Consider the following 14664-nt stretch of genomic DNA (forward strand, 5'->3'; position numbering starts at 1 on the left):
TAGACGAATGAGAGCCGAGGAGTGTTCCCATGCCCGAGGGGCAGATTGACGAGCCGGTCGACGGCCCGGTCGACGGGCGCACGGACCGACGGCCGGCCGGCGAGCTCGAGGCGAGCGTGCTGGCCGCACTGTGGGCCGCGGACGCGCCGCTCACGCCCGGCGCCGTCCAGCTGGAGCTCGGCGGCGGTCTCGCCCGCACCACGGTGACCACGATCCTCACACGTCTGCACGCCAAGGGCGCGGTCACCCGCGCGCGCTCCGGCCGCGGCTACGCCTACGCCCCGGCCCAGGACTCCCCCGGCCTCACGGCCCGCCGTATGCACGCCGAACTCGACAAGGACGAGGACCGCGGCACCGTCCTCGCCCGCTTCGTCTCCGATCTGAGCCCGGAGGACGAACAGCTCCTGCGCACACTCCTGGAGGGCGGCCCGGAGGGCGGTGGGGGCAGTGTGTGAACAGCGCCTTGGGGATCTTGTTGTCGGCTGCGGCGCGTAGGCTGGTCGACTACGGTCCGGCGGCCCCTGGAGGAATCCCGTGATCTACGCCGTGTGGCTTCCGTTGCTCATGCCGTTCCTCGCCGTGCCCGTGGCCCGGCGTGGCGCCGAGCAGCTGCGGCCGCGGACGGCCGCCTGGGCGCTGACGGCTCTCGCGCTGGTCCTCGCCCTCTCCAGCACGGCGGCGCTGGGCATGCTCGCCCTGGCCGGCGCCCTGCGTCTGTCCTTCGTCGCCGAGGCGGCACACCTCTCCCCGCAGCTGCTGGGCGCCGGCTTGCCCGCCACCGTGCCGGCCGCGGTGCCGGCCGCCCTCGCGCTGACCGGTCTCGGCGTCCTGGTTCTCGACCGGGCCCGCCGCCACCTGCGCGAACTGCGCGCCGCCCACCGGCAGTTCCGCAGCGGTGCGAGCGCCGGCGATCTCTGTGTGCGGCACGACGACCGGCCCGAGGCCTACGCCCTGCCCGGGCGGCCCGGCCGTATCGTGGTGACGACCGGAATGCTGCGCGCCCTCAGCGCCGGCGAACGCGAGGTGCTCTTCGCCCATGAGCGCGCCCACCTCACCGGCCGCCACCACGTCTTCCTCGCGGCCGTGGAGTTCGCCGTCGCGTTGCACCCCGCGCTGCGCGGCCTGCGCGCGCCGCTCTCGTACGCCCTGGAGCGCTGGGCCGACGAGTCCGCGGCGCAGGCGACGGGCGATCGCGCGCTCACCGCCCGAGCCGTGGGCCGCGCCGCCCTCGCGGCCCGGGCGGCGGGCTCCTCCGCGCGCCCGCGCCTGTCGCTGACGGCCACGGCGGGCCCGGTCCCTCGCCGCGTCACCGCCCTCCTGACCACTCCCGCACCCGCCGCCCGTCTGCTCCCCCGCTCCCTGGCCTGTCTGCTCCTGGCCTGCGTGGCCGTATCGGCGACGGCGGTGCTGGACGCGGCAACCGATCTGCACGCGGGCATCGAGGTCGCCCAGGGCGAGCAGGGGCAACAGGGACACGCGGCCTTCGGCGACGGCGACTGACCCCGCGCAGACCCGACAGCCCCGTAGAGCCACGGGTCATGGAGACCGGCGGGCCGCCCCTTCGACGAAACCGGTCACGAGGTCGACGTAATCGCCGGATGCGTGACATGAGGGATGTGCCCCGCGCCCTCGAAGGTGTGTGTCCGCGCCTGCGGCAGGGCCGCGGACAGCCGGCTGACGATCGTGGCGAACCACGGCGGGCTCTGTGTGCCCTTCGACAGCAGGGCGGGCCCGGTGTAGCCGGCGAGGCGGTCGAGGTCGAGGACGGCCCAGTTCGGATCGGACTGCTCGTCGGCGAAGGTGGGGGCGTTGCGCAGGAACGTCTCCTGGACCGCGTCCGGCAGCCGCTCCCACATTCCGGGGCCCAGCGCGACCTCTTCCACGAACTCGTATGCTCCCGCCAGGGTTTCGCCCGCCCGCAGATGGGCGATCACGGATTCGATCTTCTTCGCGATGTCCGTCATCAGCGGCTGCAGCTCGGGAACGTCGGCCACGATGCCCAGGAGCGGGGGCTCGTGGGCGATGAGGCCCCGGAAGAGTCCGGGGCGCCGGGCGGCCAGGCCCAGTGCGGTCGAGGCTCCGAAGGAGTTGGCCGCCACGTACGCCGGCGCGTATCCCCGTGCCTCCATCAGTGCCGCGAGGTCGTCCTCGTCCTCGGTGCGGGTCCCCTGCCCGGCGGGGCGTTCGCTCCGGCTGTGCCCCCGCCGGTCGTAGACGAGGACCCGGAATCGCTTCGCGAGGGCGTCGAGGACCGGGGTCCAGTTGTCGTGGTCGCCCCATGATCCGTGCACCAGGACCAGGGGATCGCCGTCCCCGGCCGTTTCGTAGAAGAGCTCCACGCCGTTCACTCCGACCCGTGCCACAACCAGCCGGTCCTCTCGTCGACAGGCGAAGACTGCCGTCACTGAGGTCCATGTTCCTCCCCCTCGGCAGCGCTTTCCCGGCGATCACCCCAACCCGCTTCACTGGCTTTTCATGGCATGCCCTCGACAAATCTGCCACGCTACAGCGGTCGCACCACCGATACACGCAGCCCACTGCCGTCCGCAGGCGCACCCCAGCCGGCCGGGCGGCACCGAGCAGGCCGGGATCCCGGCCGCCGCAAAGGAGTTTCGCGTGAGAAGGACCCCCCACAGATCCATCGCCCTGCGCGCTCTGGCAGTCGCCGCGCTGGCCGCCGTCTCCCTGCCCGCCACCCCCGCCGCAGCCGCCCCGTCGGCCGCGGCGGCCTGCACCCCGGCCCAGGTGGTCACCAACGGCGGCTTCGAGAGCGGCACTTCGCCGTGGACCCAGTCCTCGACGAGCGTCATCACCAGCCGTTCCGGCCAGACCGCACACGGCGGCACGAGCTACGCCTGGCTGGACGGAACGGGCGGCACCCACACCGACACCCTCTCCCAGAGCGTCACGATCCCGTCCGGGTGCAGCACCGCCACGCTCTCCTTCTGGCTCCACATCGACACCACCGAGACGACCTCGTCCGTCGCGTACGACAAGCTGACGGCGAAGATCGGCAGCACGACGCTGGCGACGTACTCGAACCTCGACAAGAACGCCGGGTACGTGAAGAAGACCCTCGACGTCTCGGCGTTCGCGGGGCAGACCGTGAGCCTCGCCTTCACCGGCAGCGAGGACTCCAGCCTGCAGACCAGCTTCGTCCTCGACGACATCGCCCTCGACACGTCCGGGGACAGCACCCCGCCGGCGGACTCCACCCGCACGCCCGCCACGCCCTCGTACACGGTCAGCCTCAGCAGCAACACCAGCGGCACGGTGTGGACCGGTCACGAGAGCGCGACCTTCACCAACGCCTCCTCGACCGCGCTGAGCGAGGTGTACCTGAGGCTGTGGGACAACTACCACGGCACCTGCGACGCCATGCCGATCACGGTCACCAACGTCACCGGCGGTACGGCGGGTTCGCTGTCCGTCGCCTGCACGGCCCTGCAGGTCACCCTGCCGACGCCGCTGGCGCAGGGGCAGTCCGCCACGATCGGCTTCGACCTCGGCATCACCGTGCCCAGCGGCGCCGACCGGTTCGGCCACGACGGGGCCTTCAACAACATCGGCAACGCGCTGCCCGTCCTCGCCGTCAAGGACGGCTCGGGCTGGCACCTGGACCCGTACACCAACAACGGCGAGTCCTTCTACTCCCTGGCCGCCGACTTCAAGGTGACCCTCGACCACCCGAGCGCCCTGCTGGTCCCGGCCACCGGCACCTCGACCGACACCCCGGGCTCCAGCGGCCGTACCGTCACCACCGCGACGGCCTCCAAGGTGCGTGACTTCGCCTGGGCGGCCGGCCCGTTCAACAAGATCTCCGGCACCTCGGCGGCCGGGACCGCGATCAACATCTACTCCGTCTCGGACATCAGCTCCTCCGACGCCCAGTCGATGCTCTCCACCGCCAAGTCGGCCGTGGACGCCCATGCGGCGCGCTTCGGGGCGTACCCGTACGGCGAGTTGGACGCGGTGATCGACAACAACTACTGGTTCGGCGGCATGGAGTACCCCGGGTTCGTCCTCGACCTGGTCAGCACCACCGCGCTCACCCACGAGATCGGCCACCAGTGGTGGTACGGCATCGTCGGCGACGACGAGTACAACAGCCCCTGGCTGGACGAGGCGTTCACCGACTACGCCACCGACCTGGCGCTCGGCAAGACCGGCACGAACTGCTGGAACAGCGTCTCCTGGGCCTCGTCCGCGGAGAAGATCACCAACTCCATGGCCTACTGGGACGCCCACTCGTCCCGCTACTCCACCGTCGTCTACGGCTACGGCAAGTGCGCCCTGCACGACCTGCGGCGGCTGCTCGGCGACACGGCGATGACCAAGCTGCTCAGGGACTACGCCACTTCGCACTGGTACGGCGTCTCGACCACGGCCGAGTTCAAGGCGGCCGCGCAGGCCGCGACGGCCACGGACCTGACCTCCTTCTGGAGCACGCACCGCATCGACGGCTGAGCGTCGGACCTACGGCTGACGGCCCGGCGGGCCCGCGCGGCGAACGCCTCGTGGGCCCGCTTGGCGTTTGCCCCTCGCCTCAACGTGCCAGTGCTTGAGCTCAGTTGGGCGCGCTGGGCGGCACATGGGGCGAGGTCCGCGGCGAGTTCGCGCAGGACGGAACGGAGCTCGGAACGGACCAGGGTGTGCAGGGCGTCGGAGCCGAGCGTGCGCAAGGCATGGTGGAGGAGTGCCTGGTCGGGGGTGTGCTGCACAGGCCCGCAGCGGTGTCGACGTACTGGTCGGTCCGGCGGTAGCGGGTCGCCGGTGGGGTGAGGGCGCCCAACGCCGCGTCGGGCAGGGCCAGTTGCTCGGCATGCAGGAACCCGGTCAGCCGGGTCAGGGCGCGTCGCTGGGTGCGGGGGTCGACGGGCACGGTTCCGGTACCGGCCTCGCCCGACAGGCCGTACGCGTGCCGCACCCCGCCGATCAGCGTGGCGACGGCCGTCACCTCGTGGCGGTGCGGCAGCTGGCGCGGTACGGCCCGTTCCTCCAGCTCACCGGTCTGCCGGTCGGGCGGCAGCACCCCACGGGAGAAGCCGGCCAGGGCGATGCGGCGTACCCGCAGGATCGTGTCCAGCGCCTCGAGGGCGTCGCCCGCGGTGACCCACGGGACCCCGTCGGCATGGGAGGCGTGCGGCTCTTGGCCGTCCTCCTCGGTGACGTAGTACAGGCCGGAGTCGGCCGCATCGCGGCGCAGGGCGGCGAGTTGACCATCGGCAAAGTCGCCGTACGCGTGGGCGACGAGGAAGTGGTCCCAGGGGCCGAGTCCGGTGGCGTACGCGTCGGAGAAGTCGAGGTCTCCGTCCGGGGTCACCGTGACGCGCGCGTGCGGACAGTCCATGACCGACGGCTTGGGGTGGTGCGTACTGGCGTAGTTGTGCAGGAAGCGGAGGGCGTGCCCGATCTCGTGCGCGGCGAGCTGACGCAGCCGTGCGAGGACCAACTCCGCTACGGCGGTTGCCGCAGAGGTCTACACCCGTAGGTCGACCACCAGGGGCCGGTGGTCCGAGATCGGGGTCGGTGGCGCGTGTTTCGCGTACACGGCGTCCTGAGGGAGTCCGCTCGCCAACACGTGGTCGAACTGCAGCACCGGGCGGTGGGAGGGGTAGGTCGGTACGGATGCGAGGTCGCGCCAGCCGTACCGCCGTGCGGTGTTCTGCTGCCGCAACTCGTGGTTCTGCCGTCGGCGTCTGCGCGGGCTCAAGGAAGGTGCCTGGTGATGCCGTGTGGGACGGTCTCGGCTGGGGTCGAGCAGTTCGGCGGCATTGAGCACAGCGCGGGGAATCGCGCCGATCAGATTGAAGTCGCCCAGCAGAAGGTGTGGTCGGGGCAGATCGGCGATCAAGGCGCGCAGCGCGAGGAGTTGGCGCGCGTTCCATCCCGGCACGAAGGACAGGTGCACCGCTACGGCGGTGAACGGGCCGCGTCGTCCCTGCAGGACGGCGGCCAACGCGGCCCGTGGCCGGTCGCGAACCACCGTGAGACCGGGGCGCCCCACCACGCGCAGCGGCATGCCGAGCGGAGCCGGGGCCAGCCGTACAGCTCGCCACTCGCGTACGGGGAGCCTGGAGAGAAGGGCGATGCCGTGTGAGGGGGGCGCCGCTCCGGGCGCGCCGCCGACCGGGCCGTACACGCGCAGCCCCGGCTCGCTCGGGTCGAGCACCCAACCCTGACCGAGCACGGAGCGGCCGTGGAGTGCCGACGCGTAGCGCCAGTCCTCGGCACGGGCCGCTTCGGCCGCGACCCGTGCCTGGTCGGTGAGCCCTGAGCGTTCCTGGAAGCGGTCAACTTCCTGAAGGCTCACGACATCGGCGTCCAGCGATGCGACGGCCTCGGCGAGTGGCCGCTCGGCATCGGCGGCAGAGGGGGGAACCGGCCCCCCCTCACGTACCTGACGGCCGTGCAGCACGTTGAAGGTCGCCAGCCTCACCGACTTCCGGGAACCGGCGGGTCCCCTGCGGACCTGGGCGCGCTCCACGGTCCCCCTTTCGAACGTCTGCTGGACTGGATAACACCCTGTCAACTACTGCGGCAGGAAGAAGAATCCGTCTGGTCGCCGTACGCCGGCACACTGATCGAGGGATGCCTGACCCGCACCGGCCCATGGTTCATCCCGCCGCACACTGATGAACACGCCCGGCGTCGGGCGCAAACAGCAGGAAGGCGAGCACGAGGACAAGGGGCGGGGAAGGGCCGCTTCGACCTCCCCAGGTGCGGACGGCCCTTCCCCGGACAAGCAGAGTCCGACTACCCCGACGACGGCCGCTCACGCTCCGCCTGCCCTATCTGCAGGGCTGTCGCCAGATGGTGCTTCAGCGACATCGGCTGCCCGGCCGCGGACGCAGTCACCGCCTCAGCGCCCACACGGAGTACTGAATTCCGCTCGGATAGAAGGGGGGTCGGGCAGGCGCCCGTCACCGGCCCGCGGGGCGGCGGCCGTCTCCTTCGCCCGCGGGTACGTACGCTTCTACGGGTTTGCACGGGTCGTCGCTGCTGAAGTACTGGTCCTTGAGGCGCGTCAGATCGCCGGGCCACTGGCGGTCCCAGTCGCCGAAGTGCGGGCCCATGGAGGCGTGTACGCCGCGGATGCCGGTGTCGCGAAGGGCCTCGACGGCGGCGTCGGAGTGCTCTCGGCTGCGGGAGTTGTGGGAGAAGTCGAGCATGGTCGTGATGCCGCTGTCGATCGCGGTGAGGGCGGCCAGCCTCGTGCCGGTGTACATGTCCTCGGGCCGGTAGACCGTGGCGTAGCCGGCCAGGGTGGCCATGACGTAGCCGCCGAGGTCGTCGACGTCCGGCATGATCCGGCGCAGCTGAGCCTCCCAGGCATGCCGGTCGGTGTCGACGGAGCCGGGGCTGAGGATGGCGCCGGTGGCGTCGACGAGCACGGCATCGTCCGCGGCGAGGTCGGGGCCGACGGCGGTGACGGTGTCGCCCTCGACGAGGAGGTCACCGCCCTCGATGACGCCGAGGTCGGGGTCCATGGTGACGATGGTCGCGCCGGTGAACAGGATGCGCCGTTCTTCTGCGGGGCGGCGCCGGAGCTGTTCGAGGACGGCGGCGCTGGTGGCGTCGTCGACGTTCACGAGGGGTCTTCTTTCCGTACGTGGAAGAGGGGGGTGGTGGGCTGATTCCGGGGGCGCCGGTGCTGTTCGGCTTCAAGCCTTGGTCGCCCCGGCTACGGCAACCAGGCCGCCGTTTCCCCAGGTGTCGCGCACCCAGGATCACGACGTGTACGGGCGGCACTGCCCTGGAGCCGGTCGTCTGTGGGCTGCCCGGTGGGCCGGGTCGCTGTGTTTGCCGCACGGCATCCGCCGACCGGCGGGTCAGCTCAGCTTCATGACGTAGCCCGCGTGGTGCAGTTCGTCGCCCTGGAACTCTCCGCAGGCCCAGAAGCCGAGGTCGTCCAGGTAGTCGATGCGGTCGCCGTCGATCCAGAACCGGCCCTGGTAAGCGTGGGGGCGACCGCCGCGGGCCTCGTCGTAGCGGTCGTCGGCGGTGAGCTCCTGGTGCAGGAAGCCCTTCCGGTCGATCCAGACGTCGACCCGCGGGCTGCCGGTCAGATCCGGTGCGGCCGGGATACCCGCCTCGGGGGCGGCGGCACGGCCGGGGGCGCCGGTGCCCGCCCACAGGACGGGCCGGCCGGCCGCGACCAGCGCGCGGACCTGCTCCGGCCGGGACATGAGGGTGGCTACCTCGCTCAGCACGTCGGCGGCGAGTTCGTCGGGCACCACCAGGAAGTCGGTGGTGTTGCCCGGAGTCAGTGTCGCGACGCACTCCGAGCGGCGGCCACGTCCGCCGGCCAGCGCGAGGGTGTCCACGACGGCGGGCACGACGGTCATGCCCGTGCAGTCGACGACGATGGCGTTGTCGTCCTCCGCCGCGGTGACGCTGCCGGGGCCGACGCCCACGATCAGGGGACCGTCGGCGCCGGTCACGGTCCCGCTCAGCGGGTCCACCGTCACGATCCGGGCGTTGGTGAACAGGACAGGACGGCCGGCGTCGTTCGAGACCATCTCGTCGAGGGCCTTCGGGTTCCAGCTCACGCTCTCGGTATCGGTGATGGTCATGGGTGCTCTTCAGGGAGGTTCGGCTCATCTCTCTGCCCGGCACACGAAGCGAACGCCGGTGCAGGTGGAGGCAGTTGCCCGGCAGTTACGGCAGCTGCGTGACCATCAGGTTCATCGCGCGGCGGAATCGGAACCAGGCCGCCGTACCCCCAGGTGCGCGCCCCCCATGGTCGGCCCCGCCGACTCGCGACGGGGGCCAGCAACGACACGCCCCGCGACCCGCACCCCTACGTCGGGATGTGGGTGACCGCGGACGGATTCATCCGCCAGGAACTTCTGCCGAACGGCCGCTACGACGAGGCCCACGGCAACCGCCGCAGTGCCTGCACCGGCAGCTGCACGGCGTTCTCTTCCATGAGCACCTGGTGCTCTACCGCGAGGGCGACGAGCGCGCCCGGGACTGAGGCATCCGGTCGCGCGGCTGACAGGTCACGCGGAATTCTTGTCGGGGCTGTTCGTTCCAGGCACTGGCGCCGGGAACGTGAGGCCGATGGCGCGGGTTGCAGTACGCCAGCAGGCAAAACAGCTCAAGCCGCGTGCATGGCATGACCATGGCTCGACGCGTCCCACAGCAGCTCCGCCGTCGGCGGTGTGACTTGGGCTCGCGCCATCAATTCGAGGCGGTTGTCGAGGATGAGCCTGGCGGGCGCGGTGCGTCGCAGCGTGAGCGGTCCCAGGGTCCCGTCACCGCGAGGCGGATGCCGAGCTATAGTCACGAGGTCGCGAAAAACGATGTTCCGCGGTCCACACGCCGGACATCGCACATACATCGATGCAGATGGTTCTGATCGTTGAGCGTCTCCTTGCCGAGACCGGGCAGTCTGTCCGCTCTCGGCGCTGACCATCGCCGGCGCATGCCGGCGCGACACAGGAGCGCAGCATGGAGAAGACCATCGCCATTGTCGGAGCAGGACTGGGCGGGCTGACGCTCGCGCGGGTGCTCCAGGCTCACGGCGTCGCCGCGACGATCTACGAGAGCGAGGCTTCGGCGGCGAGCCGTACGCAAGGCGGCCTGCTCGACATCCACGAAGAGACCGGCCAGCTCGCGTTGCACGCAGCCGGTCTCCACGACGAGTTCCTCACCCTGGTCCGCCCCGGCGAGGACGCCAAGCGCGTGGTCGACCGCCACGGCACGCTTCTGTTCGACATGCCCGGGGACCCCGGTTCGGCCCGCCCAGAGGTGGATCGCGGCGAACTGCGGCACCTGCTCATCCACTCGCTGACGCCCGGGACGATCAGGTGGGGGCACAAGCTCACCTCGATCCGGCACTGTGTGGAGGGCGGCTACGACCTCACCTTCACGGAAGGTCCCGCCACGCACGCCGACATCGTCATCGGCGCGGACGGTGCCTGGTCGAAGGTGCGTCCGCTGCTCACCCCCGCCAAGCCTGTCTACAGCGGAACCTGCTTCATCGAGATCGCCCTCGCCGCGGGCGACCAGAGCTCTCACGCGAGCGTTGCCGCGATCGGCAGCGGCACGCTGATGGCCGTCGCGCCGGGCAAAGGCATCATCGCGCATCGCTACGCCGACGGGCACGTGCGCGGATACGTGGCGCTGAACAAGCCCGAGGAGTGGATGAGGTCGATCGACTTCGGCGACCCGTCCGCAGGCCTCCGCCAAGTTGCTGACGAATTCGATGGCTGGTCGCCCCTGCTCACCGCCTTCGTGACACAGAGCGACGCGGAGCCGTGGCTCCGCCCCGTCTATGCCCTGCCCGTCGGGCTCGAATGGGACAGGGTGCCCGGCGTGACGCTCGTCGGCGACGCCGCGCATCTGATGTCGCCCTTCGCCGGCGAGGGCGCGAACCTCGCCATGTACGACGGCGCGGACCTGGCGAGCAAGCTGGTTGAGCAACCCGACATCGAGGTTGCGCTCACCGCCTACGAGAAGCGGCTGTTCCGGCGTAGTAGCGACTCGGCCGGACGCTCGGCGGAGAACCTGGAGATCTTCTTCGGCCAGGAAGCACCGCAGAGCGTAGTCACTCTGTTCGATCGCTCCTGACGCCTCGGTCCGGGTTCGCGATCTTGTCGCGGACGCGGCAGCAGCCATTTCATCCGGGCCTTCAAGAGCCAGTACGGCCGAACGCCCGCCGAGTTCGCCCGTACGTCCGGCGGTGCGGGGCCGGGGACCGGCGGCGGCGAACGGGGGGACTCTCAGTCGCGGTAGGCGGCCGTCGCGATCTGCACGAACGAGCGGAGCAACGGGTTGGCGTCGCTGTCTTTCGACGCCACCACCACGCGGCTCGGCGTCATGTTCGTCAGCGGTACGACGGCGAGTCCTGCGGGCAGGTCGTGGCCGAGCGGGGCCATTCCGACCGTGCCGTTCCAGAGCACGGCCTGTACGCATTCCTGGACGGCGCGCACCACCGGCCCCTCGCGCGGCTCGCCGCCGCTCCAATACGACCGCCAGAGCTGGTCGGTGCCCTCCGGGAACCGGAACCAGGGCCGGTCGGCGAGGTCGGCCAGCTCCAGATGGTCGCGCCGGGCCAGCGGGTCGTCGGCGCGCAACACCGCCCCCACCGGGTCGGTGCGCAGCTCGCGCACGGTCAGGCCGGTCTCGTCGAACGGCCCGCGGGTCAGGGCGATGTCGACCAGTCCGGCGCGCAGTCCGCAGGTCGGATCGGTCAGGTCGGTCTCGCGGATGCGGACCTCGAGGCCGGGGTGCCGCCGCCGGAACGCGGCGGCCAGCCGTGCGGCACCCCGATCGGTGCCGTCGCCCAGGATGCCGACGGTGAGGCTCGCGGCGCCGGCCGCCGCAGCTACCCGTACGCGTATGCGTTCGGCCTGGTCAAGCAGGGTGCGCGCCTCGTCCAGGAGGGTCGCCCCGGCGGGGGTGAGGGTGACGCCCGCGGCGGAGCGGTGCAGCAGTGCGGCTCCGAGGTCGGTCTCCAGCTGCTTGATGGCCCGACTCAGCGGTGGCTGGCTCATGTGCAGGCGGGCGGCGGCACGGCCGAAGTGGAGTTCCTCGGCGACGGCGGCGAAATAGCGCAGCGTGCGTAGCTCCATGACCGGCAAAAATACCCGTTCGGTATCGAGCCCACCTGGTCGGTCTTGGACGGCCGTGGTCCGGGGGCAGTGGAATCGGAGCATGACGGACGAACAGCTTCCCGACCCCGCCGTGCAGGTTGCCCATGCGCAGGAGATCGCGCCCGACCTGCTGGTGATCCCGAACCGCGGGGTCCAACTGGTGCCCAACATCGGCATCATCGGCGGTATGCAGGCCGTACTCGTCGTCGAGACAGGCATCGGCACCGCCAACGCCGAGCAGGTCCTCGCCTTCGCCTCCGAGGTGGCGAAGGGCCGCCGGTTGTATCTGACCACGACCCATTTCCACCCCGAGCACGCCTTCGGCGCGCATGTCTTCGCCGGCCGGGCCACGTACCTGGTCAACCGCGCGCAGGCGGAGGACCTGAAGATGAAGGGGCCCGGTTACCTGGAGATGTTCCGTGGCTTCGGCGGGCCGATCGCCCGCCGCCTGAACGGCGTTCCGGTGCCCGTCCCCGACGTGGTCTACGACGACGACACCGGCTACGACGTGGACCTCGGCGGCCGGACCGTACGGCTGCGGCCCACCGGCCGCGGCCACACGAAGGGCGACCAGGTGGTCGAAGTCCCGGACGCGGGCGTCCTGTTCACCGGCGACCTGGCCGAGACGGGGCAGTTCGCCATCTTCCCGTGGTTCCCGCCGTACGACACGGACGTCTCCGGCGTGCGCTGGCTGACGGTGATGGACTGGCTGGCCGCCACCGAACCCCGCGTCGTCGTGCCGGGGCACGGCGACCTCGGCGGACCACAGGTGCTCGCCGACGTCCGCGACTATCTGCGGGAACTGCGCGACGAGACGTGGCTCAGGCGTGATTCCGCGATGGGTGAGGACGCGATCGTCGCCGAGGTCCGGGCGTTGCTGATCGAGCGGCATCCGCAGTGGGCCGGCCGGGAGTGGATCGAGCGGGGCGTGGGATGCCTGTGCGCCGAACACGCCGTATGACCCGCCCTCAGGGCGCCCCCTGCCCCGTACGGGTGCCGAGGACCGAAGCGGTGAACTTGGCCAGCTGGTCCCGCAGTTGCTCGCGGGATGCGCCCTTCTCGCCGGCCAGGTGGGCGACGAGGTCGGCCCGGGTGGCGGCGAGCAGTGCGTGAGCGGTGAAGTCGACGACGTCGGTGTCTGCCAGTTCCGGGATCTGCGCCAGCAGGTCCCGGAGCAGGGTGTGCCAGCGCTCGTAGTGTTCGGTGCGGTAGGGGCTGTCCGCGCCGTCCTGCTCCAGGGCGAGTGCGAGGTGGCGGTTGTCGAGTTTGAAGCACAGGACGGCGTCGAGCAGGGCCGGCACCCGCACCTGCGGCGGGGTGGCGGGCCCCAGCGGCGGCGGGCCCTCTTCGATCGCGTTCCTGATCGGTTCGAGCCGTGCCGCGCACAGCGCGCGGATCAGCCCGGTGCGATCACCGAAGGCGCGGAAGAGCGTCGCCTTGCCGACGCCGGCCGCAGCCGCGATGTCGGCCATGGTGATGCTCTCGGGGCTTTGCCCCTGAGCGAACAACGCGTCGGCTGCCTCAAAGACGGCCGCTCGGTTACGAGTTGCGTCCTTGCGCGGTCTGCGCTCGGTCACGGCACTCCCCTCCTTGCAAAACGGACCCGCGGTCCATATCATCCCTCAAAACGGACCCAGGGTCCGCATCGTACGGGACGGAGGACCCCCTGCCCATGACCGCACCCACGCACGCCTCACCGAACGAGCCGAAATCGGCGGGCGAGCCGCGCGAGCCGGAGGAGCTGTACCGCCACAGCCTGCGCCTGCTTCTCGACAAGGACATTCCCGCCTGGGTCGGCCTATGGGCCGAGGACGGCGTCATGGAATTCCCCTTCGCGCCCCCCGGTTGGCCCGAGCGGCTGGAGGGCCGCGAGGCCGTTGCCGCCTATATGCGCGACTATCCCGACCACATCGACCTGCACGACTTCCCCGACCTGCGGATCCACCGGACCACCAGCCCGGGGACCATCGTGGTCGAGATGCGCGGCGTGGGCCGCCTGGTCGAGACCGGGGCCGACTTCGACATGACCTACATCGCCGTCGTGTCCGTCGAGGACGGACGCTTCACCTCCTACCGGGACTACTGGAACCCCCTCGCCGTCCAGGAGCCCGGCCTGGACTTCGCCGGGAGCGGCGCCTGATGACCGTGAACGACGCCGGCTCGGCCACCGGCACCACTCTGGTCATCGGGGCCACCGGCACCACCGGCAGCCGAACCACCGCCGGGCTGATCGCCGCCGGCCACCGCGTCAGGGCCGCGAGCCGAAGGGGCAGCCCGGTCCCGGGCGCGCAGCCTGTCCGGTTCGACTGGTACGACCCCGCCACCTTCGGCGACGCCCTCGCCGGAGCCGAACGCGTCTACCTCGTCCCGCCGGTCGGTGATCCGGATCCGGCCGCGGTGATGCTGCCCTTCCTCCGCCAGGCCCGCAGCGCGGGCGTGCACCGCGCCGTACTGCTCAGTTCCTCGGCCGTCCCCGAAGGCGGCCCGGCGGTGGGAGAAGTGCATCAGGCCCTGCCCGCCCTGTTCGACCAGTGGGCGGTACTGCGGCCCTCCTGGTTCATGCAGAACTTCACCGGCACTCACGCACACGCCCTGAGCATCCGTGCCGACGGCACCATCCTGACCGCGGCCGGGAGCGGCCGTATCGGATTCGTCGACGCCGACGACATCGCCGCCGTCGCGGTACGGACCCTGACCGACGACCGCGCACCCAACAGCGACCTGGTCCTGACCGGACCGGAGGCGCTCAGCCACGACGACATCGCCGCGATCGTCACGGAGGTCACCGGCCGCCCCGTGGTCCACCACAACCTGACGTACGAACAACTGCGTGACCGCCTGGCAGCAGTCGTGCCATTGGAGTTCGCCGCCCTGCTGGCCGACATGGACCGCGCCATCGCCGCGGGAGCCGAGGACCGGACCACCGACACCGTCCAGCGCATCACCGGCCGCCCGCCCCACAGCTTCCGGACCGTGGCCGGACGCGAGCTTCAGGCGGCGCGGGACACCTCCAGCACCCGCTAAGGCCTGTTGTTGTGGTCATCCGCTCGGAGGCCATCCA

Annotated in this window: 13 protein-coding genes and 2 pseudogenes; 8 read left to right on the forward strand and 7 right to left on the reverse strand. The window is 71.1% G+C overall.

Annotated features, from left to right (window positions below; translation table 11 throughout):
- Positions 1-29: 29 nt before the first annotated feature.
- Together ACFY1U_RS22825 and ACFY1U_RS22830 are read left to right on the forward strand one after the other, a co-directional pair.
- Positions 30-455 carry a BlaI/MecI/CopY family transcriptional regulator gene (locus ACFY1U_RS22825; protein ID WP_390695960.1) on the forward strand — a complete coding sequence of 142 codons (426 nt, stop codon included), beginning with the start codon at positions 30-32 and terminating at the stop codon, positions 453-455.
- Between the two features lie 79 nt (positions 456-534).
- On the forward strand, positions 535-1500 hold the full coding sequence (locus ACFY1U_RS22830; RefSeq protein ID WP_390695961.1) for a M56 family metallopeptidase: 966 nt from the start codon (positions 535-537) through the stop codon (positions 1498-1500).
- Between the two features lie 74 nt (positions 1501-1574).
- Here ACFY1U_RS22830 and ACFY1U_RS22835 read toward each other — a convergent pair whose 3' ends face one another.
- A complete protein-coding gene (locus ACFY1U_RS22835) occupies positions 1575-2363 on the reverse strand; it encodes an alpha/beta fold hydrolase (protein WP_390695962.1) in 789 nt (262 codons plus the stop codon).
- A 253-nt stretch (positions 2364-2616) separates the two neighbouring features.
- On the opposite strand from ACFY1U_RS22835, the gene ACFY1U_RS22840 reads away from it, so the two are divergent.
- A complete protein-coding gene (locus ACFY1U_RS22840) occupies positions 2617-4467 on the forward strand; it encodes a M1 family aminopeptidase (RefSeq protein WP_390695963.1) in 1851 nt (616 codons plus the stop codon).
- Positions 4468-4567: 100 nt separating this feature from the next.
- Here the strand turns inward: ACFY1U_RS22840 and ACFY1U_RS22845 are convergent, their stop codons facing one another.
- From ACFY1U_RS22845 to ACFY1U_RS22860, 4 genes and pseudogenes are all read right to left on the reverse strand, one after another.
- Positions 4568-5452: a zinc-dependent metalloprotease gene (locus ACFY1U_RS22845; protein ID WP_390695964.1), complete on the reverse strand. Its 885-nt coding sequence runs from the start codon at positions 5450-5452 to the stop codon at positions 4568-4570.
- Between the two features lie 27 nt (positions 5453-5479).
- Complete coding sequence (locus ACFY1U_RS22850) at positions 5480-6487, reverse strand: endonuclease/exonuclease/phosphatase family protein (protein WP_390695965.1); 1008 nt, start codon at positions 6485-6487, stop codon at positions 5480-5482.
- A 505-nt stretch (positions 6488-6992) separates the two neighbouring features.
- A pseudogene (locus ACFY1U_RS22855) lies at positions 6993-7592 on the reverse strand (amidohydrolase); the annotation flags it as partial.
- A 240-nt stretch (positions 7593-7832) separates the two neighbouring features.
- Positions 7833-8576 carry an Atu4866 domain-containing protein gene (locus ACFY1U_RS22860; protein WP_390695966.1) on the reverse strand — a complete coding sequence of 248 codons (744 nt, stop codon included), beginning with the start codon at positions 8574-8576 and terminating at the stop codon, positions 7833-7835.
- 237 nt (positions 8577-8813) lie between these two features.
- Here ACFY1U_RS22860 and ACFY1U_RS22865 point away from each other — a divergent pair.
- Both ACFY1U_RS22865 and ACFY1U_RS22870 read left to right on the forward strand, forming a co-directional pair.
- Positions 8814-8980, forward strand: a pseudogene (locus tag ACFY1U_RS22865) (Atu4866 domain-containing protein).
- Positions 8981-9456: 476 nt separating this feature from the next.
- The gene (locus ACFY1U_RS22870; protein ID WP_390695967.1) at positions 9457-10578 is read left to right on the forward strand and encodes an FAD-dependent oxidoreductase; all 1122 of its coding nucleotides are present in this window, start codon (positions 9457-9459) and stop codon (positions 10576-10578) included.
- A gap of 152 nt (positions 10579-10730) precedes the next feature.
- Here the strand turns inward: ACFY1U_RS22870 and ACFY1U_RS22875 are convergent, their stop codons facing one another.
- Complete coding sequence (locus tag ACFY1U_RS22875) at positions 10731-11582, reverse strand: LysR family transcriptional regulator (RefSeq protein ID WP_390695968.1); 852 nt, start codon at positions 11580-11582, stop codon at positions 10731-10733.
- Between the two features lie 82 nt (positions 11583-11664).
- Here ACFY1U_RS22875 and ACFY1U_RS22880 point away from each other — a divergent pair, with 82 nt between their 5' ends.
- A complete protein-coding gene (locus ACFY1U_RS22880; RefSeq protein WP_390695969.1) occupies positions 11665-12564 on the forward strand; it encodes an MBL fold metallo-hydrolase in 900 nt (299 codons plus the stop codon).
- A gap of 7 nt (positions 12565-12571) precedes the next feature.
- Here ACFY1U_RS22880 and ACFY1U_RS22885 read toward each other — a convergent pair whose 3' ends face one another.
- The gene (locus ACFY1U_RS22885; protein ID WP_390695970.1) at positions 12572-13180 is read right to left on the reverse strand and encodes a TetR/AcrR family transcriptional regulator; all 609 of its coding nucleotides are present in this window, start codon (positions 13178-13180) and stop codon (positions 12572-12574) included.
- Positions 13181-13275: 95 nt separating this feature from the next.
- Between ACFY1U_RS22885 and ACFY1U_RS22890 the strand changes: the two genes are divergently transcribed.
- Together ACFY1U_RS22890 and ACFY1U_RS22895 are read left to right on the forward strand one after the other, a co-directional pair.
- The gene (locus ACFY1U_RS22890; protein ID WP_390695971.1) at positions 13276-13743 is read left to right on the forward strand and encodes a nuclear transport factor 2 family protein; all 468 of its coding nucleotides are present in this window, start codon (positions 13276-13278) and stop codon (positions 13741-13743) included.
- Positions 13743-14627 (forward strand): NmrA family NAD(P)-binding protein, encoded by an 885-nt coding sequence (locus ACFY1U_RS22895; RefSeq protein WP_390695972.1) that lies wholly within the window; start codon positions 13743-13745, stop codon positions 14625-14627. The genes ACFY1U_RS22890 and ACFY1U_RS22895 overlap by 1 nt, the downstream gene beginning before the upstream one ends.
- The last annotated feature ends 37 nt before the right edge of the window (positions 14628-14664 follow it).

Origin of the sequence: Streptomyces sp. NPDC001351, assembly GCF_042896045.1 — a bacterium.
Classification (GTDB): Bacteria; Actinomycetota; Actinomycetes; order Streptomycetales; family Streptomycetaceae; genus Streptomyces.

What these genes read in the sequence shown, in the direction of transcription:
- ACFY1U_RS22825 (WP_390695960.1), top strand. Translation starts at nt 30, where the DNA reads ATGCCCGAGGGGCAGATTGACGAGCCGGTCGACGGCCCGGTCGACGGG.
- ACFY1U_RS22860 (WP_390695966.1), bottom strand. Translation starts at nt 8,576, where the DNA reads ATGACCATCACCGATACCGAGAGCGTGAGCTGGAACCCGAAGGCCCTC.
- ACFY1U_RS22870 (WP_390695967.1), top strand. Translation starts at nt 9,457, where the DNA reads ATGGAGAAGACCATCGCCATTGTCGGAGCAGGACTGGGCGGGCTGACG.
- ACFY1U_RS22875 (WP_390695968.1), bottom strand. Translation starts at nt 11,582, where the DNA reads ATGGAGCTACGCACGCTGCGCTATTTCGCCGCCGTCGCCGAGGAACTC.
- ACFY1U_RS22880 (WP_390695969.1), top strand. Translation starts at nt 11,665, where the DNA reads ATGACGGACGAACAGCTTCCCGACCCCGCCGTGCAGGTTGCCCATGCG.
- ACFY1U_RS22890 (WP_390695971.1), top strand. Translation starts at nt 13,276, where the DNA reads ATGACCGCACCCACGCACGCCTCACCGAACGAGCCGAAATCGGCGGGC.
- ACFY1U_RS22895 (WP_390695972.1), top strand. Translation starts at nt 13,743, where the DNA reads ATGACCGTGAACGACGCCGGCTCGGCCACCGGCACCACTCTGGTCATC.